The sequence below is a fragment of the Rhizobium sp. BK060 genome, from assembly GCF_014193145.1.
GTDB lineage: Bacteria > Pseudomonadota > Alphaproteobacteria > Rhizobiales > Rhizobiaceae > Rhizobium.
Genome location: NZ_JACHYW010000007.1, coordinates 1 through 22,997, shown reverse-complemented (window position 1 = coordinate 22,997; position 22,997 = coordinate 1). Strand labels below are relative to the sequence as shown.

Here is a 22,997-nt window from a genome sequence, read left to right as displayed (position 1 = left end):
TCATGGTCTCGACCAGGCTGAAGATCGTCATCCTTGCTCCCAACGTTGGCTTTGACCAGTGCGTCGAGAGGCGAGACTGTCGCATCTCTAACGGGCCCAACTGTCGCATTACTAAATAGCCCCTACATCCAGAAGTCGGATAAGATAACTTATGGAACTTTTCCACGATTGGCCGCGAAACGTAGCCTCATTATTGCGCAACAAGCCATTCATCACGATGGCGCCTAGACACTTAGTGCGTCCAGCCCAGCAAAGAGCTCCAGCGCCTCCGGATTGGTCAGCGCTTCCTTATTCTTCACCGGTCGGCCGTGGACGACCTCGCGGACGGCGAGTTCGACGATCTTTCCCGACTTGGTGCGCGGAATGTCGGCGACCTGAATGATTTTGGCCGGCACGTGACGCGGCGACGCACCCACACGGATTTTGGTGGTGAGCTTCTTGTCGAGTTCCGCGTCCAGGAACACGCCAGGCGCGAGGCGGACGAAGAGGATGACTCGCACGTCGTCATCCCAATCTTGGCCGATGCAGATCGCCTCGGCCACTTCCTCGAGCTGTTCGACCTGGTTGTAGATCTCGGCCGTACCGATCCGCACGCCGCCGGGATTGAGCGTCGCATCCGAGCGGCCATGGATGATGAGGCCGCCATGTTCTGTCCATTCGGCGAAATCGCCGTGGCACCAGACATTGTCGAAGCGCTCGAAATAGGCTGCGCGATATTTCGCGCCGTTCTCGTCGTTCCAGAAGCCCACCGGCATGGAGGGGAAGCCTTGGTGCAGACCAGTTCGCCATTTTCGCCGCGAACCGGCTTGCCCTCGTCGTCCCAGACATCGACAGCAAGGCCGAGGCCGGGGCCTTGGATCTCGCCGCGCCAGACCGGCTTCACTGGGTTGCCGAGCACGAAGCAGGAGACGATGTCGGTGCCACCGGAGATCGAGGCGAGCTGCACGTCCGGCTTGATGCCCTCATAGACAAAGGAAAAGCCTTCCGGCGACAGCGGCGAACCGGTGGAGGTGATGAGGCGGAGTTCTGAGAGATCATGCGTCTTGAGTGGCTCGATGCCACCCTTGCGCACGGCATCGATATATTTGGCCGAGGTGCCGAAGATCGCAAAGCGTTGCTGCGCAGCATAGTCCCACAACACATTGCCGGAGGGCGCGAAGGGCGAACCGTCGAACAGGCAGAGCGTCGCGCCGCTCGCGAGCCCGGAGGCCAACCAGTTCCACATCATCCAGCCGCAGGTGGTGAAGTAAAAAAGCTTGTCGCCCTCCCCTACCCCGGAATGGAAACGGTGTTCCTTGAGGTGCTGAAGCAGGGTACCGCCTGCGGAATGGACAATGCATTTCGGCACCCCGGTCGTGCCTGACGAGACGAGGATATAGAGCGGATGCGAAAATGGCAGCGGCTCGTATTCCACCGGCCTAGCGGTGAAAGGGATGGTCACCGCGTCGAACGTCTGCGCGTTGGGCAGCGAGGCGGCGAGCGCTTCGGTGTCACCCGCATATTTGACGACCACGACCGGGCGGCGCCACGGCGCGGACCTTGTCACCGACATCCTGGAGCTTGCCATTGTACCAATAGGCATCGCAGGTGATGAACAACTTTGGCTCGATCTGGCCGAAGCGGTCGAGCACGCCCTGCTCGCCGAAATCGGGCGAACAGGACGACCAGATGGCACCGATCGAGGCGGAGGCCAGCATGCAGGCGATGGTCTCCGGCATGTTCGGCATCATCGCCGAGACGCGGTCACCCTTGCCGATGCCCATAGCGCGGAAGGCCTGCTGCAGCTTGGAGACAGTGGAATGGAGCTTGTCCCAGCTCCAGCGATAATTGACCTTGTCCTCGCCGCGGAAAAGCAGGGCGTCCGCGGCGCCCTGCTTGACCAGCAGGTTCTCGGCGTAGTTCAGCTGCGCATCGGGGAAGAAGCGGGCGAGTGTCCTAAGAATGGGGCCAGCCCTCGGAAGAGCGTCGGATCCAGAACGAGCATTGTCACAAGAAGATCTGCGAACCGCGCGTCTCAGTAGGTTCGTTTGAGACATTGAGCGCCTTGATGGGAATCGAACCACCGCTGCGCCGTGGCTACCATTAGTCAGCAGCAAATCTACTGAAAATTCCTGCCCTTGATCTTCAGGGTATCGATATCAAAGGTCCGGCACAAACATATCTCTCAGCCGAAGCCCCGGCGCCAGCCGTTCGCGAGAATCCGGGCTGCATGAAGAGCCGTGCGCGAACACGTCGCCGCCGCGTCCGGTCGGCGGCCAGAATTCACTGTCGCGCCCGGCAGGACGACAGATCGGCCGAGAGATCGAAGATCTACTGAGCGACGAGGTGTTCCACGTCGGCCTCCTGCTGAATCCTGCCATTGATCACGATGGCGCCGAGCACCACCTTGCGCGAGCGAGCCGATGTTCCAACCGGCCTTACGCGACGCTTCAGTGCCGGCGGGCCAGCCAAGGAACGGCGATGCAAACTGCTCTATCCATCTAAGGTTCGCGCCAATAAAGTGGCGGTTGACGGTTGAGCAGCATGGAATCGCCGAATTCATGCGCACGGTAACCGCATGCAGTTAGAGCGGTGGAGGCACTGGCGAGGAGGCCGTCGTCGGCGAAGGCGCGCAACAGCTCGAAATGGCTTTCGCCCGGCTGGTGGACGCCAGTGAGAACCGCATCGACGACGCCGAGCGGAGTGCCACATGCGATGCGCCCTGTCGCAATACCATCTCCGGCACGCACGCTGCCATCGGGATTGGCGGCTGCTTCAAGTGCGCGCACGACGCTCGTGCCGATCGCGATGATGCGGCTGCCCCTGAGCTGCGCCCGCGCTACCTGCGCCACGGTACATTCAGGGATGTGGTACGGCTCGTCGAAGGGAAGGCGCGAGTCGAGCGCGGGATCGCCGGTGGAAGAAATCCCCGCGGCATGCGTGAGTGTTGCAAAACCGATTTCGCGCCGACGCCAAACTTGCAGTGTGCGCCAGTCGAGCGCGAAGGAAGCCGATGGCGCCTCGAACGCGACCGGCCGGGCGGCAATTCTCGTCCAAACATCCCACAGTGCCAGCGGCTCGGGAACATGCGCGTATTGAATCGGCCTGCCATGCTGCGCCAGTCCTGTAAACATGGCTGCTCGGGTGCCTTGGAAGCTAAGCTCGAGAAGGCGAGGATGGTCGAGAACGCGCTTGACGACGGCTTGAAGTGGGCCGAGCTGGAGGCGATCGCCTGATGACAGCGCAGGCGGCGGTAGCCGATCTTCCGTGCGGGTGCGGTGATCGCCCGAGCCGAAGACGATCGCAAGGAAACGGACTGGAGCGGAAGGTGACAGCCAGCCGGCTAAGCGGATCTCGATTGTCTTTCCACATTGGAGATGCGTGCCGTGCAGGCTGGCAGGCAAGGTCGCAGCGTCGTTGGCGACAACCAGATCTCCAGGATCGAATAACGTCCCGAGGTTAGCCCGCGGCAGGTCGCGCATCGTGCCGTCCGGCTCCACGACGAGCAGCCTGGCCGATTGCCGATCGAGCCGATCAGCGGCGATCACGCGTGGGCTCCGGCGGTAAGCGCATCGTGACTCGGCAACGCGTCGAGCATCTTTTCGATGATCTCGGCAGCGGCCAGCTCCGGATCTTTCAAGGTCGACCGATCGGCGTCTGGTAGCGCCAGCGCGTGCAGCGGGGTGTCCATATCGCCCGGGTCGAGGGCAAGAAACCTTATTCCATCTGGGTTCGACTCCGAGTCCCAGATTGCCGTCAGATGGGCAAGCGCTGCCTTGCTCGCGCCATATGCGCCCCAACCGGGATAGGCGTTGACCGCCGCGTCGCTGGAGATGTTGATCACCAGCCCGCCGCGGCCCTCGCGCGCGGACGTGGCAAGCGCACCGAACAGGGCTTTCGTCAGCCGGAAGACGCCGAGAAGGTTGACTACGAGCGCCGCTTCCAGCTCCTCGCACTCCGTATCGGCAAGAAGCGCCAGAGGCACAGGACCGAGGCTCGACGCATTGTTGATCAGGACGTCGACACCGCCAAGATTGGCAGTGATTTGCATCGCGATCGGGTAGATGTCTTCCTTCTTGCCGATGTCGGCGACAATGCCGTGCGCGCCCGTCTCGGCTGCGACGCGTCCGACATTCGCGGCGGTGCGGGCGACGAAGGCAACGCTCGCACCCTTCTCGGCAAGCTGCCGCACAAGCGCCAGTCCGAGGCCGGAAGTGCCGCCGGTGATCCCTACGCGAAGTCCTTGAAGATCGATATTCGCCTGCATTGCGGTGCTCCTTCAATGGGTACCCCTAACTGCTACAAGTTCAAGTTAACTTGAAGTCAAGAGAGCTTCGTGCTTTTATTTATGCATGGATCCGATGCTGACCATCACCGACGTGTCGCGGCGCAGCGGCGTTGCCTCATCAGCTCTGCGCTTCTATGAGGAGCGTGGGTTGATCGCATCCGAGCGCGCCGGCTCGGGACATCGACGCTACCACCGGTCTGCATTGCGGCGGATCGCTTTCATCGTCTTTGCACAGCGGATCGGGTTGACGCTTGAGGAGATCGGCGCCGAGCTCGCCAAGCTGCCGGCCGATCGCGTACCGTCACGTCGGGATTGGTCGCGGTTGTCGAGCGTGTGGGCAAAACGTATCGACCAACGCATAGCCGAGCTACAGCGCCTGCGGTCTGGTCTTGGCGAATGCATCGGTTGCGGCTGCCTGTCGATCGACCGATGCCGCTTGGCGAACCCTGCCGACGTGGCAGGGCGCAAAGGCCCGGGGGCGAGGTATTGGCTGGGGTGAATGAGCCTCCAACGTTACGCCGAACGATTTTCCCGATTATTCAATGTCGCCCAAATCCATATTGGCCGATAGGCTTTGTAACGACGGGCAACGTCCGACTACCTTATTCGAGTCTTGAATGGATTCGCTCGCGGGCCGCTAGTGCGAATTTCCTGTGTGCTCTGCAAGCAGCACTTTTTCTATTCGCCTCAAGGCCGGTTCCCTTAGATCCATTATGCGATCCTTCTGGCCTAAAACGTGAACTCTATGGCAACAAGCCGGTCGCTGGCCTCGAAAGCTCTCGCCGTGCCAGCAACGTCCTCGAAGCGGATGTCGAACGACCGCTACAACTACGCCGAGGTGCGAAGTGTCAGCGCAACGCTCGACGCCCTGCTTTGGCAGCGGGCGCCTTCCTCGATTTTCCCAGCAAGAATACGAACGCGGCGAAAAATACCAGTATGACACGCGTCGTCTTCCCCTCTCATTGCAAATTGTCAGAAATTTGCATATATTTCTGACAGGAGACATGCCATGCAAAAGCTGACATCGCAAATCATGGGGCATGCTGAACGACTGCCGGAAGGATCCGCGCTTTCGGCAAAGAGCTTTCTGCATCTCGCAAATCGTGCCGCACTGGACCAGGCCCTGTCGCGACTGGCCGAGCGCGGCGAGCTCGTTCGGGCGGGTCGTGGTATCTATATGCGGCCCGTCAAAAGTCGCTTTGGCAGTCGGCCGCCAACGGTCGAACAGGCCGTAGAGGCGGTGGCGCGGCAGCGCGGTGAGGTCATCGTCTCGAACGGCGCCGCCGCGGCGAATGCCCTGGGCCTGACCACTCAAGTCCCAGTCCGGTCAGTCTACCTGACATCCGGCCGCAGCCGTACGATGAATCTTGGAAAGCAGATGGTCGAGCTCAAGCACGTGCCGCGCTGGCAATTGGCCTTGGCCGATCGACCGGCCGGGGTGGCGGTCCGCGCACTTGCATGGCTTGGGCCAGAGAAGGCCGACGAAGCACTGTCGCGGATCAAGCGGAAGCTGCCGCCGGACGAATTCGGGGAGCTGGTGGCGGCGGCTCCGCAGTTTCCAACCTGGCTTGCAAGAAGCGTAGGAAGGGCTGCGCATGGCTGATCTATTCCTGAGCTTGTCAAAGGATGACCGGCGCGAAGCCTTGGCTGTGGCAGCCGACCGCAGCGGACGGCCCATTCATCTGCTCGAAAAGGATGTCTGGGTCGTCTGGACGCTGCAGACCCTCTTTTCGTCCAAGCTGGGCGAGCACCTCGTGTTCAAGGGCGGTACTTCGCTTTCGAAAGCCTACGGGGTCATCAAAAGGTTCTCGGAGGACGTCGACCTGACCTATGATATCCGCGCATTGGCGCCGGACTTGGTCGGCGACAACGATGAGGCGCTGCCGAAAACCCGCAGTGAGGAGAAACGCTGGACCAGCGAAGTGCGAAAGCGCTCTTCCCGCCTGGGTGTCGGAGTCGGTGAAGCCGGTTATCGCCGGCGCGCTGCGCGATCAATCTCTTCTGGCGGCAATTCGCATCGAGGACGATACGCTCTATCTGGACTATGACGCGGTGAGCAGCGGATCCGGCTATGTCGCCCCGAGCGTCATGCTCGAATTCGGAGCCCGATCCACCGGTGAGCCAGCCAGTATTCGCGATGTGACCTGCGACGCCTCGGGTCAGGTCAATGGTGTCGAATTTCCGAAAACGAGCCCTCGCGTCATGCACGCGGAGCGGACGTTCTGGGAGAAAGCGACCGCAATCCATGTCTTCTGCCTGCAGGAACGCCTCCGCGGCGAAAGCCCGTCGATAAACGCCCCGCAGCCCTCCCGCGCCTCGGAACGGCGGAACGCCACGCCAAGACGCGCCTTCAGCGCCGACAGTTCCCCTTCCCAGGAAATCCCCGAACCCAACCATTCCGAAACAGACATGCCGCATCCCCTTCAAGAAACTCCTTGAAGAGAATCATGATTTGCCTTCATTTACAACTGTAGTACTAGGCTAATGCGGTCGGCTCCGGCGGGACGTAAGCGACTATCATCTCTTTGCATCGTGGCTTGGGCGCGGCGCGAATTCAGGGTGTCGGTACTGCCTTGGAAAACCAGCGGCGTTCCAGCGTTTCCGCCTCTAGTACGAACCCCGCTCGCTTGTAGAATCGGTCCGCAGGATTTGTGGTCAGGACACTAAGCCTTGTGGGACGTCCCTGTTGTGCTGCCTGGGAAGACTTCGTGTTCAAAACATAGGTCCCTATCCCCCTGCTTTGAAAGGCGGGGGCAATATAGAGTTTTTCTATGAAAATATGATCTTCGTGCCAGATCGCGGCAATACAGCCGACGGCCTTGCCGTTCAGTTCAATCACCTCATGACCCGCAACATCTAGGCTCTCCACCGTGTCAGACTGTTTCCAGTCGCCCCACAACGCGTCCGCGTAACCGCGCATGCATGCCTCCTCTAGGTTAAGCAGGTAAGCTGCATCCGATTTTGTCGCGGGACGTAGGATTATTGACATTGCCTGCGCCACTTGGGCCCCATAGCCTAGCCATTCGCCGCATCTGGTACGCGACGTCGCACCAGTGATTGCTCTAGTTCGTCCCCAATCCATCGATCAGGATAGGGCGCTTCCAAAATAGCTCGCCGCAATTCTTGGACTGTGAGGCTGCTATAGCCTAGCTCTTCAAGGCGTAACATAAGCAAGCAAGCGTCGATTTGAACCATGAAGCGGGCGGAGCCACTGACCTGCAGCAGCACACCCCGCATTGCTGCATACGTTCTGAAACCGAACGAGGCCGCAATAGCTTCATCGGCATGCGATGAGCCCATAGCTGGATACCGCTTGCGCAGCGCCTTTTTGAGAGCTGCTATGTTGTGCGGCGAAAACCTTATTGTCTCATAGAACATCGGCAATCCCTTAATCCTCGTCGAAGTCTGCCGATTACACTTCGACCTCCGGACAGGGACGTCATCAATATCAATACCCTTCAACCCGGCAGCAGGTTTGGTAAGGCTCCCATTGGAAAGCTAACATCTGCTACTCAGACCATCAATAAGGCACCTGCTGGCCGACAATCGAGCGGACAGTGACGCTGTACCGTGTGTGGAAATCGACAAAGGTCACTCGTCATATCGCTCAGCGACCACTTCGCCTTCCTTATTCCCCATGAGCCAGACGTGTCCGTCGGCTGTGCCTCAAGGTCGTAAAAGGCACGCTTCCCCAAGACGTTCTTATCCGTAAATTGCCAACCAGACAGCACCTTGTCGAAATCCCGTGGGTCAATCTCGAACGAGCACGTAACAATCACGTCCGTGGTGGCGCTGGCGTTACAGTTAAGGTTGCGGACCGACGATGGTATCTGGGAGATGTTTAGAACGAAGGCCAAGCGGTCGGGGTCCTTAGTGCGGTCCCAGTAGTTCAAGACAAGCATGCCGCACCAACTAAACGCGGCAGCACCAGCCAGAAAAATCAGACCGTACATGAACTTCAACTCTTCACCGTTCGTCGTTCCCCCTAAGAATCCTATCAGTCCATCATCGGCATTATTCCTAGTTGCTTTTTGACGTCGCTGCAATCGGGGTCCTACTTCAGGATGACGCGACCAATACCTCCATTTGCGAGGGCTCCAAAAAGCAACATCGCGCTCGTTCAATTCCGCAACACCAGAGGCGTCTGTTGCAGTCCGCCGTACAAAGAAAAGCAACAACTTGATCACCTTCACAATCCAATGCGTACCTACGGGCACCGTTCCCGAGTTTGACGATCCAAACGTTCTCGGAATACCTCTCGGCGGTGAAGTCTCTGACCGATGGCGCTGACCACGGCCGACCCGTCATTGAAGTCAAAGCTGACGCCAGGCGGTGCCATTTGGATATGCTTTCTCAACCGGGGATCCATGGAATGAGCGTGAGTGAAACGAGCGGAGCGGGGCAGGCCACGTGATTTGTGCCTTTTGGAGGGAAGCCGAACGCGGACATGGGAAGGCGCCGAGCGTTTATACATGATGCAAACCCCTACCCTCCTCCGCTCCCTGCCCCATGGCTTCCGCGCGGTCGTGATTGGCGCCAGCGGCGGCATGGGCGCGCGCTATGTGATCACTTGAAACAAAGTCAGGATCTTACTGAAGGTGTTGAGCTTTCTCGGCGTCAACTGGCCTCGACTTTGTCGAACGCTAAGCGCCTGTCCGGCAGTCCCGTCCATCTGCTCACCTGCGGCACCGGCATACCCACGACGGACGGGTGTCCGCCAGAGAGATCCCTTCGCTAATCGCTCCCAGCCAGGTGCGAACCAGCGGGATGCCCTTTGATCCGTAGAGCTCGATGCTCTGCATGAGTTTGGCATGCTCCATCGGGCCTTCCGGTGTTGCCAAGGACGGTGGCGATCCACAGAACCGCGAAGACTGGCTGTGTGAGGGGCGCGAAGGTTCCGCCGGATGATTTTGCAGCACTCATTCGCCTGCTCCCTTGGTGAGGTCAAACGCTGCAACGAAGACGAAGGCGCCGGCGAGGCCGAGATGTTCAAAGAAAGCGTTGGTCGCCATCATGCGATCCATGCCAGGAGCCATCTCCCAGAAGCGTACGGCGATGAACGTTGCCATGAGCGTGAAGCCCGCGAGGGCCAATGCTCCAGCCCAACGGAAGAGGCCCGATACCACCATGGCAGAAGCCGTCAGCTCGAACACGATGACGGCGACCGCGAAGAACGCGGCAGGATGAAGACCGAAATGATCCATCTCAGCCAGTGCGCCGTTGAAGTCGAAGATCTTGGTAAGCGGACCCTGTAGGTAGGCAGCGCAGAGTGCGAGCAGCGAAACGGTTCGCGTGATCGGAGAGGCCATGATGCGCGTCAGGCCGCTTAGGATCGGGTTCGACGTGGGGGATAGGTGGGTCATAATCTGCTCCTGCATGTTCGCCGCGAGCGGCTGCTTTTGATGGAGCGATATTGACTGGTTGCAGCGGCGCCAACAATTGCAGCAATAGTTTCGATTTAATTGCAAAAGCAGCAATTATGAAGTGATACTCGGGTGACCGGATGCCACCCGAGCTAAGGCTCGTCAGACGGCCCAGCAGGAGCAACCGAGTGCGCCAAAGAACCCCTTGAGGTCGGCGATCGGGAGCTTGGATGTCCAAGCTCCGGCATGGTCGTGGCCGTGCACGCCGCAATCGCTGGCGCATCCGCATGTGGAGATCGCCGTGCGGCGCAATGAGCGAGCGCCTGCGCCTTCCGGTTCGCCCCAGGCCGCGTAACCGCCGAACTTGCGGACTGGAGACCAGTCGGGCATCGCAGGCGGGATGTCGTTCTTGTCGAGCGTCTTGAAGTCGCCCGCGCCATAGACGATCTTGCCGCCGACCATGGTCAGTTCCGAGGTGAGGAACGAAATCTCGTCCTCGGCGCAGGAGAAGAAGTCCTTGTCCGGCACCACCAGATCGGCGAACTGACCCTTCTCGATGCGGCCCTTCTTGCCCTCTTCATTGGAGAACCACGTGACCTTCTCAGTCCACATGCGCAGCGCGGTCTCCCGGTCGAGGCAGTTGGCTCGCGGATAGAGTTGCATTCCGCCGACAGTCTTGCCGGTGACCATCCACGACAGCGAAACCCACGGATTGTAGGAAGCAACGCGCGTCGCATCGGTGCCTGCGGAGACATTCACACCCTTGTCGAGCATGCGGCGGATCGGCGGCGTAGCCTCGGCCACGCCGTGACCGTATCGCTCGACGAAGTATTCGCCTTGGTAAGCCATGCGATGCTGAGTGGCGATGCCACCGCCGAGTGCGGCGATGCGGTCGATCGAGCGATCCGAGATGGTTTCGGCATGGTCGAAGAACCAGTTCAGTCCTTCGAGCGGAATGTCCCTGTCGACCTTCTCGAACACATCGAGGGCGCGGGAGATGGTCTCGTCATAGGTGGCGTGGAGACGCCAGGGCCAGCGGTTTTCTGCCAGTACGCGGACGACCTCTTCCAGCTCGCCTTCCATTTCAGGAGCCATTTCCGGACGGGGCTGGCGGAAATCCTCGAAGTCGGCAGCCGAGAAGACGAGCATCTCACCGGCACCGTTGTGGCGGAAGTAGTCGTTGCCCTGCTTGTATTTGACCGACTGCGTCCAGTTCAGGAAGTCCTGCTTTTCTTGCTTGGGCTTCTGGGTGAAGAGGTTGTAGGCCAGACGCACCGTCATCTGTTTCTCATCGGAGAGCTTCTGGATGACCTCGTAGTCGTCCGGATAGTTCTGGAAGCCCCCGCCCGCATCGATCACGCCTGTCACGCCGAGGCGGTTCAGTTCGCGCATGAAGTGACGGGTCGAGTTGACCTGGTAGTCCAGAGGAAGCTTTGGCCCCTTGGCGAGCGTCGAGTACAGAATGCCCGCATTCGGCTTCGCGAGCAGCATGCCAGTCGGGTTGCCGTTGACATCGCGCGTGATTTCGCCGCCGGGCGGGTTCGGCGTGTCCCGGGTGTAGCCGACTGCACGGAGGGCAGCCCCGTTGAGCAGCGCCCGATCATAGAGATGCAGAAGGAAGACGGGTGTGTCGGGCGCGACAGCATTGATCTCCTCGATGGTCGGGAGGCGCTTTTCCGCGAACTGGTGTTCGGTGAAGCCGCCGACGACGCGAACCCATTGCGGCGCGGGCGTGATCGCCACCTGGCGCTTCAGCATGTCCATCGCATCGGCGAGCGACCGAACGCCGTCCCAGCGCAGCTCCATGTTGTAGTTCAGGCCACCACGAACGACGTGGGTGTGGTTGTCGATCAGACCCGGCAGGACGCGCTTGCCCCTGAGGTCGACGATCTTTGTGTTGGCACCAGCCAGCGCCATAATCTCGCTGTCGGATCCGACTTCGAGAAACAGGCCATCCTTGATGGCGATCGCCGTGGCGTTCGGATTGGTCCGGTCAAGGGTCGTCACCTGGCCGTTGTGGAGGATCAGGTCGGGATGCATGGTGTCTACTCCGGTCTGGTTGGGATCGGCGGCCTTCGCCGGGGAGAAGAGGTTCGAGAACGCCAGGCTCGACGCGCCGCCAAGAAAGGATCGACGAGTCGTCATCAGCTCCGCTCCTCCGCTTTCGCCGCTGCCTGATGGGCGAGGTCGATCCGATCGCTGCCCTTCGGTAGGTGGCCGAACATGTGCGGCTTGATCTGATGAAGCCATGAAACGGCTGCTGGCTCCCTGCTCCACAAGGTCTTTGCGAAAGGGATGATCTGTTCACCGACGAGAATGCCGAGAAGGCCGACCAAGGCGATGACAGGCGGAGCCGGCGAGCGGACGTTCAGGAGGCTGTAGACGATGCCGACCAGCAGGCCTGCGCCGAGAGACAGGAGATAGATTTTCACGGGATGTCCTCCACGGTTAGAGAAAGGCCGCTGCGACGGGGTTATCGGAGCGGCCTGATCAGGCCGTTACTTGGCTGGGTTCGGTCCGATGCGCTTGCCGTGCTTGACGCGTTCCTCTGCGCCGTGAACCATCGTGTAGGCGTAGTCGATGCCCATGCCGTATGCGCCGGAATGCTCCTTCACGAGGGTGGTGACAGCATCGTAGGTTTCCCTGCGGGCCCAGTCGCGCTGCCACTCGAGCAGGACCTGCTGCCAGGTGACAGGGATCACGCCTGCCTGAACCATCCGGTCCATCGCGTATTTGTGCGCGTCTGAGGACGTGCCGCCGGAAGCATCCGCGACCATGTAGATCTCATAATCCGGAACATCATGCACAGCCGAGAGTGCGAAGGTTGTGTTGCAGACCTCGGTCCAGAGACCGGAGACGACGATCTTCTTGCGGCCCTCGGCGGCATTCTTCGCCAGCGCGTCACGGACGTTCTGATCGTCCCAGGAGTTCATGGAGGTGCGTTCGAGGAGGTCGTTCTCCGGAAAGACGGCAAGCAATTCCGGAAACGTGTTGCCCGAGAAGGATTGCGTCTCGACCGTGGTGATCGTGGTCGGGACGTTGAAGATCCTGGCGGCCTTGGCGAGGCCGACGACATTGTTCTTCAGTACCTGGCGGTCGATCGACTGAACGCCAAAAGCCATCTGAGGTTGCTGGTCGATAAAAATCAACTGGCTGTTGGCGGGAGTGAGAACTTCGAGCTTGGACATGATATTTTCCTCTTCGGTTGTTTGGACCGCGAACGCGGCGGGTTATAAACTGGGCAGGGCCTGTCGGACGGACACCATGTCCTCGAACACGGCTCATAAGGCCCTGAGTAGGTCGAAACCGATGCTTTCATTCACTCGTTGCCTCGGCTGCTGAAAGGAAACGTAGTGTGATTTGCGCTTGTGAAAAATTGCAATATTAATTGCGAATGAGTTGCCTTTGCCGCAATAATTACTTGGAAGTTCGGTTGACCTGCGGACGTCGCACGAGGCTGCTTTACGCGACCATTCGGTCCAAAATTTACTCAAGAAAATTTCGTTCGGACTGGCGGCCCTGAGGTAGTTTTCAGTGTCGCTGTTCACGCTATTCGGCGTGGAGCGATTTGGCTGAATTCGCTTGGGGCGAGACAGCCCGTGGACAACAGGAGAGCGGCGTGTGAGCCGCGAAATGCTTGGCAGTTGGCCATTTAGCGTTGACGCGACTAGATGGTGAGTACGCTGTACGCGCAGGGGTTCCATATCGCGATTCCTTTGTCTTCTGCTTACTCTCAACAGGCGTTGCTCCAAATTCAGAGATCGATTTATGCCGAACCAGGAGACGAGTGCATGTCACGGCACCTCCCATACAGGATAGGGCCATCACCCACTCCGCGCTGTCCAACGATGGATCAGCCGTGGGAAATATCTTCAAAGGAGAGATGGGAGAAGCCCGTCATTGTGGAGTAACTATCCATGGATATGGACAAAGCCACTAAGGTGTGCCGGTATCATCGTCATAGGCAGAAAACACGCCCGCAATCCAGTCTGCAAAGACCTGATACTTAAGGCTCGGAAACCGGCCCGCTGGCCTTACTATGTGAACAGGATAACTTGGTGGCGCCCAATCGTTCATGATTGGGACCAGGGCGCCACGAGCGATATGGGGCCGTGCCAAGAATTCGAATGTCTGCCCGATACCCAGTCCTGCTAATATTCCATGCAAATGCGCCGTCGCATCGCTGGTGGAGAGCTTGATGGGGCCGTAGATCTCTATTTTCTCATCGCCCTTAATCAGTCGAACGGGTGCAGCTTTCAGACTACGTGCAAAAAAGTACTGCACGAAAATATGATCACGCTGCAGATCCGATGGCAAAGCTGGCACCCCGTGTTTTTCGAGGTACCGCGGGGTTGCGCAGGTGACTATCTCAACGCTGCATAACTTCCTCGCAACAAGAGATGCGCTGGGCAGATCGCCGGCACGAATGACGCAGTCTATGCCCTCTTCGACGATGTCGGCCTGACGTTCTGTTACACCAAGATGCAACTCGATCTCTGGATAGAGCGCGTAAAACTCTGGCAACCGAGGGATCAGAATTGCATTCGCGAAGGTCCCTCCTACGTCAACCCGAAGTTTTCCCCTGGTGGCTAGGCGCCCACGGCTCGCCTCATTGTTCATTTCGTCGAAATCGGCGATCAGGCGAATGGCGCGCTCGTAGTAAGCAACTCCCTCAGGTGTCACTGTGACTGAACGTGTCGTGCGTTCGAGCAGTTTGAGGCTCAAGCTTGCCTCTAGATCCTGAACAAGCTTACTCACGGTCGACCGTGGCGCACCCATCGTGTCTGCAGCCTTTGCAAAGGATCCGGCCTCGACGACGCGAACAAAGGCTCTGATCGCTCCCAATTGATCCATTGTCATCTCTCCATCGAAATTTATGGGTGCGGCGTCCAATATTCGAAATGCCACCAGTTTTGAGTGGTATTGTCAGGCAGCCAATGGCTCGAGATTTGCCTGGATCTGATCGCGGAAGGCTTCATATCGGCCCGGTAGCTTGAGCGCTTCCCCAAGCTGAGCCGTGTCTTCGTCGCGATTGAAGCCCGGCTCGTTCGTGGCAACCTCGAACAGAACGCCACCCGGCGTGCGGAAGTAGATCGCCCAGAAATAGTCGCGGTCGATGACGGGCGTGACCTGATACCCCGTGTCCATTAAGGCCTTGCGCACCTCGAGCTGCTTCTCGCGGTTGTCGACGGCAAACGCGATGTGGTGAACCGATCCCGCCCCCTGACGCGCAAAGGGCATTTTCGGCAGGGATGCGAGATCGATCGTATCCGCTCCGTTGCCATTGGGGATGATGAAGCGAGTCACGTCGCCCTCCTTCTCGGCGCGCTGGTAACCCATGAAGCCGAGAAGCTCTTCCGTCGCTGCGGTGTCATGCAGGCTGAAGCGAGCGCCGGCGAAACCGCGGATGGCCGCATCGTCGGGAATTCCATCCGCCAGCCATGGCGCGCGGTTGTCGTCGGCCGACTCGATCAGCGCAAGACCGTCGCCATCCGGACCCATGAAGCGAAGACGGTTGGTACCGAAGACAGTATCCGTTTCCAGACCGTCGACACCTTGAGCCGCGAAGCGATCCTGCCAGAACTTCAGCGAGCCCTTTGGAACCGAGAACTGCGTCTCACCGACCTCACCCGCGCCCGGACGACCAAGCATCATGTTCGGGAATGGGAAGTAGGTCATCACCGTGCCTGCGGAACCATTCTCGTCGCCGTAGTACAGGTGGTAGACGCTCGGATCGTCGAAGTTGACCGTCTGCTTGACGCGGCGCAGGCCCAGCGTGTCGGTGAAGAAGTGATTGTTCTGCCGCGCGTCCGATGCCATCGAAGTCACGTGGTGAAGTCCCTTGATGTCCTTGATCATGTCAGTGCCTTTCGATCAGCGTTGGTGTTCAAGTGTTGATAGGAATGTAGGCCCGTTGATCACCGCGCAGAATTGCAATATTCCTTGTGATTGAATTGCCAAATTTGAAACAATGATATGAACGACTACAAGGCACTCCGAACCTTCCTCCTCGCTGCCGAAAAGCGGAATTTCGCTCAGGTCGCGCGCGAATTGGACATGACACCCGCAGCCGTGACACGGGCGATCGCCGCGCTCGAAGCGGAACTTGGCGTGCAGCTCTTTGTTCGCACGACTAGACAGGTATCACTAACGACTGATGGGGCCATCTTCGCCGCGCAGATCCAGCCCGCGGTGAAGACGCTTGAAGACGCGCGGCGCGAGGTGATGAACGCGCACAAGGCCGATGAGGGACGGCTTCGGATCAGTGCGCCGACGTGGTTCGGCAAGGCAGTGCTGCCGCCGATCCTTTCAGGATTCAAGGAACGATATCCGAAGATGAGCTTCGAGATTTCGCTGTCCGATGGATTGGTGAACATCGTCGATGACGACTACGACCTGGCGATCCGCATCTCATCCCAACCATCGGACAAGTTCACGATCTGGCGCAAGATCCGCGTCGTCCCTCGGATTCTTGTCGCGGCGCCCGGGAGTCGGTTCGTCGAAATGCAGCACCCGAACGAACTGACACCTGACGACTGCCTCGCCTATAGCGGTGAGAGCCGGCGCGAGAACTGGGTCCTGTCGGATGGTGGATCCAGCATGACGATTTCGGCAGGTCGGGCCTTCAGCGCCAATAGTGGCGAGGTTCTGGCGGACATGGCCGCCGACGGTGCGGGCGTTGCCATGCTACCGGGCTTTCACATCGCCGAATACCTGCGCACCGGACGCCTGGTACAGGTCTTTAAAGGATGGGCACCCCCAGAGTTGTGGCTGACGCTTTACTATCCCCCATATCAGGCCCTGCCTCCCCGGATCGCATCCTTCTCGAAGTTCTTCGAAGAGCAGGTCCCGGCGCACATGGTCATGCTGGATTGACGCTCAGTTAGGACGACGACCTCAGGCCGCTTGCTTTGCCTTGATCTGCTCGGCCACGAGCGCCTGCAGATGCCAGAGGTTTCGGTCTCGGATCCCCTCGGCCTCAAGATGAACGATCGTGTTGTGCAGATATTGCGCGCACGATCCGCCTTGCCCGCAGGCATTTGCGATGAGGTCCGCGGTGGTCTGGATCGGCAATGGCTTGGTGAGGCCGGATCGTCTGGTACTTGCCCAGAACGTCAGGGCGTTCTTCATGCCTTCAGGCGTCTGCACGCGAACCCACCGGACCATGTCGGCGACTTCGTGGTACTTGATCTCGCGCGCCACGAGCGCACGGAGATCCTGGCGGCGACGCTCTTCCGATAACCCGAGTACTACGCCATCGCACCTGCCGCCGCGTTCGAGAGCCATCATCAGGCCTGGTTGTTCGCTGGTTGCCCGCCAACGTTCGATCCTCAGCGAAAACGATCGGTGCCATCCATATGCGGATGCTCGCATTCGGGCTGTCGGCTTGAACTCAGGATTCCAGCTAAGGGAACCGTAAGCGAAGACCCAAATCGGTTCGCCACCTACTTCTCGTTCAATCCTGTCGACGAGACAGTCAAGTTCCGCCTCGGAGAGTGGTGTCCAGCCCGGTTCTGGGCCATCGTCCAGGACGTCTCGCAACGTCAGGGCAACAAGCTCTGGGGTCAACAGCATCATGGTCCCGTTCAGAAATTCGTTCTGTGTTCAATAAAAGATCGGAGCCGCGATTGCTTTCACATCGCGGCTCCGTGTCTTGTTTAGGCCTGAACGAAGGCCAGAAGATCGGCGTTCAGCACGTCGGCATTGACTGTCAGCATGCCGTGCGAGAAGCCTGGATAGGTCTTCAGCGAGCCGTTCTTCAGAAGCTTGGCCGACTTCAACGCCGAGTCCGCGATCGGAACGATCTGGTCGTCTTCACCGTGCAGGACGAGCGTCGGAACCGTGATCGCCTTCAGGTCTTCCGTCTGGTCGGTTTCGGAGAAGGCCTTGATGCCGTCGTAATGGGCCTTGGCACCGCCCATCATGCCCTGACGCCACCAGTTCTGGATCACACCCTCCTGAACCGCCGCGCCATCGCGATTGAAGCCATAGAAAGGACCGGCTGGAACATCGCGGAAGAACTGGGCGCGGTTGGCGGCGAGCGCCGAACGGAAACCATCGAAGACTTCGATTGGCAGGCCTTCCGGATTGTTATCGGTCTTCAGCATCAGCGGCGGTACAGCGGAGACAAGAACCGCCTTGGCGACGCGGCCGGCGGGCTGGCCGTGCTTGACCACATAGCGGGCAACCTCGCCGCCACCCGTCGAGTGGCCGATATGTACGGCATTCTTCAGGTCGAGCGCTTCTGCGACGGCAAAGGCATCGGCCGCGTAATGATCCATGTCGTGACCATCGGCCACCTGAGCGGAACGGCCGTGACCGCGGCGATCATGGCCGACGACGCGATAGCCCTTCGAGAGGAAGAACAGCATCTGTGCGTCCCAGTCGTCCGACGACAGCGGCCAGCCATGATGGAAGACGATCGGCTGCGCGTCCTTCGGACCCCAGTCCTTGTAGAAGATCTCAACGCCGTCCTTGGTGGTTACATATGCCATTGTCTTGTTTCCTTCGATTGGGTTGGTGGCGCGAGCTGCCGTGGCTGCGAAGCTGAGAGTGGGTGAAATTGCCATGCTCGCTGCGGCGGCGCCTGCGGAGAGCAGTGCGCCCCTGCGTGTCATGGAAGAAAGGTTCTGGGTCATCTCGCGTCCTGCGATTTGGTGATTGAGAACTTCAGGCGACGCTGAGTTCGTCTGACGGATGGAGAATGCGGCGGGATCCGCAAACCAACAATTGCGATAATAGTTTTCACTTTATTGTCCATTATGCAATAATGGGCGTTGGCATCATATCGTGGGGTCCTGTTTCTGACCGGCGATGTGCTGTCATTGTGGTCGCTCTGGCAGTTACGTGCGGAGCTCGTGAATAAACACGGAGCCAGCGTTACGTTCGGCAGGTTAGGCTGCGATCGCTCGGCGGATACCAACGGTGACTGTTGCGAAACACGCTTCTCATGCCTGAAAGCCTAATCGGGAGCCCGCTGACCGCTCGTCGCCCCTCACGCTCGCGTCCAGCTCAACGAGGAGCGCGTCCGACTCTAGGCACCCGCAACAGATGCTGCACCCGTCCTCGTCGAAGTCGCTTGCGCTTCTTGCCCGGCGGCAACAGTCGCAGATGACGGTGCCGCGACCGGAACGGGCCGGTGCCAGAATCTCGAGTAACAGATTTTCGACAGCGTGCACGGCAGGTTGCCGTCGCTAAAAACTGGGTTTTTCTGACGTGTAGCGATCTCCGTCATATGGGAACTGTTCCAGCAAGCCGCTGATCAGCAAGCCGCCTCTTCAAAAACGAATACTCCTTAGCGACATCGTCGTTGCGACGGCAGTAGTTGCGAAACACTAATCGACGCTCATGAATTTGATTTCCTGGAGGGCAAAGATACGCCCGAAGCTTGGGGATGGAATTCGACATGAATGCCCAAAACTTCATCGTTCTTCCTATTTCCCCGAGGCTCATATCCCGCGTTGACGAGGGGCGCCCTGGCACTTGGAATGACCGATAAACTCGACATAGTGATATCGATATCAATGATAGGCTTTGCAGACATACCCGGAATGGCAGTACTTCCGATATGGTCAACGGCCACAACGTTGGGTCCAAGGTCTGTTTTCAATGCCGCTTCGGCGACGGAAAAGTGCCTTACCCAATACGGATCATATGGAACGAGCTCAACCAATGTCGGCATGCGCTTCATCCTTTGACAGGGGATGCACGACGCTAACCAATCGCTGCTCGGCAAGCTACCCGCTGTTCGAAACCAAATGTGGCGCAATCCAGCCACGTTCGTCGTCAGCTCTCGGCCAGATTACCAAAAGTTGTCAAATGAAATGACATCAATAGGGATCATAAATCGAGCAATGATCTGTTTACGGGTCATTGCTGATATCGACTGGGCGGTCGCCAATGTGAGCAGCGTGACTGGCAGAACTCTCCCAACGTACATGAGTTAGCGTCGACCGAGGTAATCATATCAAAGTGTGGGGCCGGCCCCCTGGAAAGCGCAGACAGCCAATGACCGCAATTGGACCTCCTCGAGAAAGCGCGTCCTAATCAATGTCGGTCACCGCGATGCGGCCAGCATGACGTCCGCACCGTCCATGACATAGGTCGCATAGCGATGGTCGCGGATCAGGCTTATCTTTTGCCCAAGCCATTCGAGCAGCATGAAATATGAAGGACCGCCCGACGGTTCGGCTGATACCAGCAATATCTCCCGGCCTTCCAGCCAAGCCGGTTCGATCCTGACCCGCGGATATTCGGCATAATAGGTGAAAAATCGACCGACGTGGGCGGCACCAGAGATTTCCGGCCGTCGCGCCTGACGAAGCCGAACATCCTGCGCCAGCATGCGACGCAAAGCGTCCCAGTCTCGGGCGTTGAAGAGCGCTGCAAAGTTCAGGACCTCGGGACTCGGCGGTGGCGGAACCTCGGACCGCACGTCGGAGATGGCGCGCAATCTCGCCCGACCGCGCGACAGATGGGCCTTGACGGCATCGACACTCAGTTCCAGCAGCGCTGCGATGTCCGCAAGCGACTCTCCCAACACATCCTTGAGGATCACCGCGCTGCGTTGCGGCACCGGCAATTCTGCAAAGTGGCCCAGGGCGACCCGCACCGCGTCCTGCCGGATCAGCGCGTCCTCCGGACCGACGGCGCTGATATCGGCCAGATCGAAAGCCATCTCAAGGGGCTCCGATCGGAGCGTACTGCGCTGGCGCAGGGCATCTATGGCTCGATTGTGGACAATGCGAAATAGCCAGGGTCGCAGCGGCGTGCCCGGCGGGATCGAGCCAGCCGTCGCAAATACCCTGGCAAACGCCTCCTGAATCACATCCTCGCCGTCGATCACCGAACCCACCAGACGGGCAGCATAGCGGTGCAGTTCGGGGCGAAGCGCGTCCGCTTCCCTGGCCAGGGCCGCGAGCAGAGTTTTCCTCTCTTCGTCTTCGAGAGCAGCGTCTTCTGTCATTCGATGACCGTCACACCCGTATCCCCACGCACCGCGTAGACCATGGCCTCGGCGAGGCCCGTCCTGCCGATCAGCTCGGCGACCATATCGCCAAAAGCCCGCGGCGTCATGTCCGGCCAGGTGGCGGCCTGTTCGGCGAATGTCCGACCCGCCGCCGCGGCATAGGCCGCGATGCCGGTATCGCCCACACCGGTTCCGGCGAACATCTGTCGGGGAACGATGACCCGGAAGCGCAGACCCAGTCCGAGTTCCGCCGACAGGCCCTCGGCATATTTTGCAATGAACCACTGCGCGCGCTTGGCTCCCGCATAACCGCCCGATAGCGGCGACCCCTGCACGGCCGCTCCGCTGGAGACCAGGACGACAAGCCCGCCCGGCGTCATCGGCAACGTCAGAGCAGCCTGTACCCAGTGCAGCGCGGCCTTGACGTCCACATTCCAGTTGGTCGTGAATGCCTGCCAGCCAATCCGGTCGATCCGTTCCATGGGCGGTTCCGCTCCAGCATTCATGATGACGAGATCTGGTCGCGTCTGCTCCATGATCCGCCATGCCGTGTCGACATCGGTTGCATCAGCCGATATGGCGGTGACGGTCGATTGCTCGCCTGGCCCCTGCACGGCAGCCGCGTTTCGGGCTACCACGGTGACTTCGGCCGCGCGAACCATAAATGCCTCGGCGAGCCCCCTCCCCAAGCCGCGGCTCCCGCCGACAACCACGATTCGCTTTCCTTCCAGATCCATCTCTCAGTCCTCATTTGGGTCGGGTCCGACCGCTCGACGACGGTCGCAACAACGACGTTCCAACAAGGTGAAAAGAGTCATCGCCAAGAGCGATTTGCGGATGCCAGCGTCTAAAAGTCTGACTCCTCCGAAATTCGACGGTGATCGACTTCGGCCTAGAACGGATCAATACAGACCGGCGAGTGCGGCTTGATCCTGCGATGCCAACTTCGTGGACAGACACAAGGGAGGTCTTATCTTCGTGGCTTTGGTGATGTTCCCAGGACGGCAGCAAACGGCAACTTCGCGCCGCGAAGCTGCCGTCGCTCTCCCCTATGCTGGTGGCAATTGCTACCGGATATCTGAGGCTGCGAAGATAGCCACCGGTCTGATTGCCTGCGCCATCGCCGTTGGTGCCACGCTTGTATTTCTGATTCTCAGCTCGCAGGGTTTGCTATCCGGAGTGATTACTCCTTTCGCGGCTGCCCCGAAGCCGTACAATGCAGCGATGCGGAGGCCGTTATGTGGGGCATGGCGTGGGCCGCACCTGCCAGCCCAGTGCTCGCTGCCACCACAGGTTGGCTGGCCTTTCGAACATTCCGTGCGAGATAGTCGGATTGATGTGAGCGCTTGTGGCGTAACAAGGCCGAAGGCTCAGCAGTACTGTCAGCCGAAAGCGGATGCCACCGTTTACCAGTTCATGACGAGCCTTTTGCAGTCCATCCACCGTTCCGCCCCCCGGATCGGAGGTGGTTATGCTCGGCTGAAGGCGCTCAGGTTACAAATGGCATGATATCTACGCCATCACCAGGAAACACTGTGATGTGCGGGTGGTCCTCAAACAGCCGTGCGGCGGCCTCAGCGGTTTCCGCCTCGACCACCAGGTAACCGCAGAACGGGTTTACAGCTTTGGCGACCCCGTCCTTGGTGATACGGGTCGTTTTGCCGACCATGCCGCCACGATCAAGGATGAACGCAGCGTTTCTTTCCTCCCACGTTGCCCACTGCGCTATGCCAACGGCGTCAATTGCATCCTGCTCGGCTTTTGGCAGTCTTCGAAAAGACGAGAGGTCTTCGGGCTTCATGGTGTAAACGGCAAGAAAACGTGGCACTGATGCTTTCTCCATATGCTTAGATTGTTGGTCAGCTTACACGTCTCGCATGGAAAATCACCCGTTGCCCCGCGCCAGGGCCGCCTTCGGCCCCATAGCGGTCATGACACGCGAAATCGTATCAACCAAACACTGCTCTAGCGAACTTGAATTGAAGAGGTGGAAAATGGCATTCTAAAAAGCAATTAAGACCCATCCTTGTTTCGCAATGAAGTCTCTCGGCTGCTCGCTTCCTGCATCCACGATCGCTTTTTGAACGATAGCATCGACATTCAGATCGGCGGCCCAAGTCAGAAGCGTCCCATAAACGAACTGCTGCGACTATCGACTAGACAACCGTCATCCTTTCACGCATTCTCGCGCGATGATTGCAATCCTAGAAACCCTTTCGGCCGAGCCAACTGCAGACGAGCTTGACCACCTCCTGAAACCGCTGGTGGACTTCAATAGCCACCACACCGCGACCATAGCTGCAGATTGAACTAAGCCGCTAGTCGCGGCAATTGGTGCCCGCTTTGAGAGATGCCTCCTGTCTGAGAGGATTTGGGTGTTGCAAACCCACCCTTCAGA

Annotated in this window: 21 protein-coding genes and 3 pseudogenes; 4 read left to right on the top strand and 20 right to left on the bottom strand. The window is 59.2% G+C overall.

The annotated features are described in order from the left end of the window. Nucleotides 1-224 precede the first annotated feature (224 nt). The 4 genes and pseudogenes from FHT71_RS09480 to FHT71_RS09465 all read right to left on the bottom strand — a co-directional run. Nucleotides 225-1,928: pseudogene (locus tag FHT71_RS09480) on the bottom strand (acetoacetate--CoA ligase); the annotation flags it as partial. A 170-nt stretch (nt 1,929-2,098) separates the two neighbouring features. Then, nucleotides 2,099-2,397: pseudogene (locus FHT71_RS09475) on the bottom strand (hypothetical protein); the annotation flags it as partial. A gap of 83 nt (nt 2,398-2,480) precedes the next feature. Next, complete coding sequence (locus tag FHT71_RS09470; protein WP_132589689.1) at nt 2,481-3,527, bottom strand: S-adenosylmethionine:tRNA ribosyltransferase-isomerase; 1,047 nt, start codon at nt 3,525-3,527, stop codon at nt 2,481-2,483. Continuing rightward, nucleotides 3,524-4,246 carry an SDR family oxidoreductase gene (locus tag FHT71_RS09465; protein WP_132589687.1) on the bottom strand — a complete coding sequence of 241 codons (723 nt, stop codon included), beginning with the start codon at nt 4,244-4,246 and terminating at the stop codon, nt 3,524-3,526. The genes FHT71_RS09470 and FHT71_RS09465 overlap by 4 nt, the downstream gene beginning before the upstream one ends. Nucleotides 4,247-4,331: 85 nt before the next feature. Between FHT71_RS09465 and soxR the strand changes: the two genes are divergently transcribed. The 3 genes and pseudogenes from soxR to FHT71_RS32310 form a co-directional block, all read left to right on the top strand. Continuing rightward, nucleotides 4,332-4,766, top strand: coding sequence for a redox-sensitive transcriptional activator SoxR (gene soxR, locus FHT71_RS09460; RefSeq protein ID WP_010059864.1), 435 nt, complete (start codon nt 4,332-4,334; stop codon nt 4,764-4,766). Between the two features lie 510 nt (nt 4,767-5,276). Further along, nucleotides 5,277-5,870: a DUF6088 family protein gene (locus tag FHT71_RS09455; protein ID WP_132589685.1), complete on the top strand. Its 594-nt coding sequence runs from the start codon at nt 5,277-5,279 to the stop codon at nt 5,868-5,870. Continuing rightward, a pseudogene (locus tag FHT71_RS32310) lies at nt 5,863-6,547 on the top strand (nucleotidyl transferase AbiEii/AbiGii toxin family protein); the annotation flags it as partial. The gene FHT71_RS09455 and the pseudogene FHT71_RS32310, both read left to right, overlap by 8 nt. Nucleotides 6,548-6,821: 274 nt before the next feature. Here FHT71_RS32310 and FHT71_RS09445 read toward each other — a convergent pair. The 9 genes from FHT71_RS09445 to FHT71_RS09400 form a co-directional block, all read right to left on the bottom strand. Then, nucleotides 6,822-7,187, bottom strand: a complete 366-nt coding sequence (locus FHT71_RS09445) for a GNAT family N-acetyltransferase (RefSeq protein ID WP_183719549.1) — start codon at nt 7,185-7,187, stop codon at nt 6,822-6,824. A gap of 95 nt (nt 7,188-7,282) precedes the next feature. Then, nucleotides 7,283-7,645, bottom strand: a complete 363-nt coding sequence (locus FHT71_RS09440) for a hypothetical protein (RefSeq protein WP_132589681.1) — start codon at nt 7,643-7,645, stop codon at nt 7,283-7,285. A gap of 134 nt (nt 7,646-7,779) precedes the next feature. Then, nucleotides 7,780-8,454 (bottom strand): hypothetical protein, encoded by a 675-nt coding sequence (locus tag FHT71_RS09435; protein WP_183719547.1) that lies wholly within the window; start codon nt 8,452-8,454, stop codon nt 7,780-7,782. A gap of 732 nt (nt 8,455-9,186) precedes the next feature. Continuing rightward, nucleotides 9,187-9,630 (bottom strand): DoxX family protein, encoded by a 444-nt coding sequence (locus FHT71_RS09425; protein WP_183719545.1) that lies wholly within the window; start codon nt 9,628-9,630, stop codon nt 9,187-9,189. 162 nt (nt 9,631-9,792) lie between these two features. After that, nucleotides 9,793-11,775, bottom strand: a complete 1,983-nt coding sequence (locus FHT71_RS09420) for an amidohydrolase (protein ID WP_183719543.1) — start codon at nt 11,773-11,775, stop codon at nt 9,793-9,795. Continuing rightward, on the bottom strand, nt 11,775-12,062 hold the full coding sequence (locus tag FHT71_RS09415) for a XapX domain-containing protein (RefSeq protein ID WP_132589672.1): 288 nt from the start codon (nt 12,060-12,062) through the stop codon (nt 11,775-11,777). Before FHT71_RS09415 ends, FHT71_RS09420 begins: the two co-directional genes overlap by 1 nt. Nucleotides 12,063-12,128: 66 nt before the next feature. Continuing rightward, a complete protein-coding gene (locus FHT71_RS09410) occupies nt 12,129-12,818 on the bottom strand; it encodes a hydrolase (RefSeq protein WP_183719541.1) in 690 nt (229 codons plus the stop codon). 748 nt (nt 12,819-13,566) lie between these two features. Further along, nucleotides 13,567-14,484, bottom strand: coding sequence for a LysR family transcriptional regulator (locus FHT71_RS09405; RefSeq protein WP_183719539.1), 918 nt, complete (start codon nt 14,482-14,484; stop codon nt 13,567-13,569). Nucleotides 14,485-14,556: 72 nt separating this feature from the next. Further along, nucleotides 14,557-15,489, bottom strand: coding sequence for a VOC family protein (locus FHT71_RS09400; protein ID WP_132589668.1), 933 nt, complete (start codon nt 15,487-15,489; stop codon nt 14,557-14,559). A gap of 117 nt (nt 15,490-15,606) precedes the next feature. On the opposite strand from FHT71_RS09400, the gene FHT71_RS09395 reads away from it, so the two are divergent. Next, nucleotides 15,607-16,506, top strand: a complete 900-nt coding sequence (locus FHT71_RS09395) for a LysR family transcriptional regulator (protein ID WP_183719537.1) — start codon at nt 15,607-15,609, stop codon at nt 16,504-16,506. A gap of 21 nt (nt 16,507-16,527) precedes the next feature. On the opposite strand, the gene FHT71_RS09390 is transcribed toward FHT71_RS09395, so the two are convergent. The 7 genes from FHT71_RS09390 to FHT71_RS09365 all read right to left on the bottom strand — a co-directional run bounded on the left by FHT71_RS09390 (nt 16,528) and on the right by FHT71_RS09365 (nt 22,427). Then, nucleotides 16,528-17,205: a gamma-glutamylcyclotransferase gene (locus tag FHT71_RS09390; RefSeq protein WP_183719635.1), complete on the bottom strand. Its 678-nt coding sequence runs from the start codon at nt 17,203-17,205 to the stop codon at nt 16,528-16,530. A gap of 83 nt (nt 17,206-17,288) precedes the next feature. After that, nucleotides 17,289-18,125 (bottom strand): alpha/beta hydrolase, encoded by an 837-nt coding sequence (locus FHT71_RS09385; RefSeq protein WP_348649203.1) that lies wholly within the window; start codon nt 18,123-18,125, stop codon nt 17,289-17,291. A 736-nt stretch (nt 18,126-18,861) separates the two neighbouring features. Continuing rightward, nucleotides 18,862-19,038, bottom strand: coding sequence for a GrpB family protein (locus tag FHT71_RS32305; RefSeq protein WP_348649298.1), 177 nt, complete (start codon nt 19,036-19,038; stop codon nt 18,862-18,864). Then, entirely contained in the window at nt 18,977-19,312 is a 336-nt protein-coding gene (locus tag FHT71_RS09380; RefSeq protein ID WP_348649297.1) for a GrpB family protein, read from the bottom strand. Before FHT71_RS09380 ends, FHT71_RS32305 begins: the two co-directional genes overlap by 62 nt. A 375-nt stretch (nt 19,313-19,687) precedes the next feature. Beyond that, nucleotides 19,688-20,596, bottom strand: coding sequence for an RNA polymerase sigma factor (locus FHT71_RS09375; RefSeq protein ID WP_183719533.1), 909 nt, complete (start codon nt 20,594-20,596; stop codon nt 19,688-19,690). After that, the gene (locus FHT71_RS09370; protein WP_183719531.1) at nt 20,593-21,336 is read right to left on the bottom strand and encodes an SDR family NAD(P)-dependent oxidoreductase; all 744 of its coding nucleotides are present in this window, start codon (nt 21,334-21,336) and stop codon (nt 20,593-20,595) included. The genes FHT71_RS09375 and FHT71_RS09370 overlap by 4 nt, the downstream gene beginning before the upstream one ends. A gap of 752 nt (nt 21,337-22,088) precedes the next feature. Continuing rightward, the gene (locus FHT71_RS09365) at nt 22,089-22,427 is read right to left on the bottom strand and encodes a hypothetical protein (RefSeq protein WP_183719529.1); all 339 of its coding nucleotides are present in this window, start codon (nt 22,425-22,427) and stop codon (nt 22,089-22,091) included. Between the last annotated feature and the right edge of the window lie 570 nt (nt 22,428-22,997).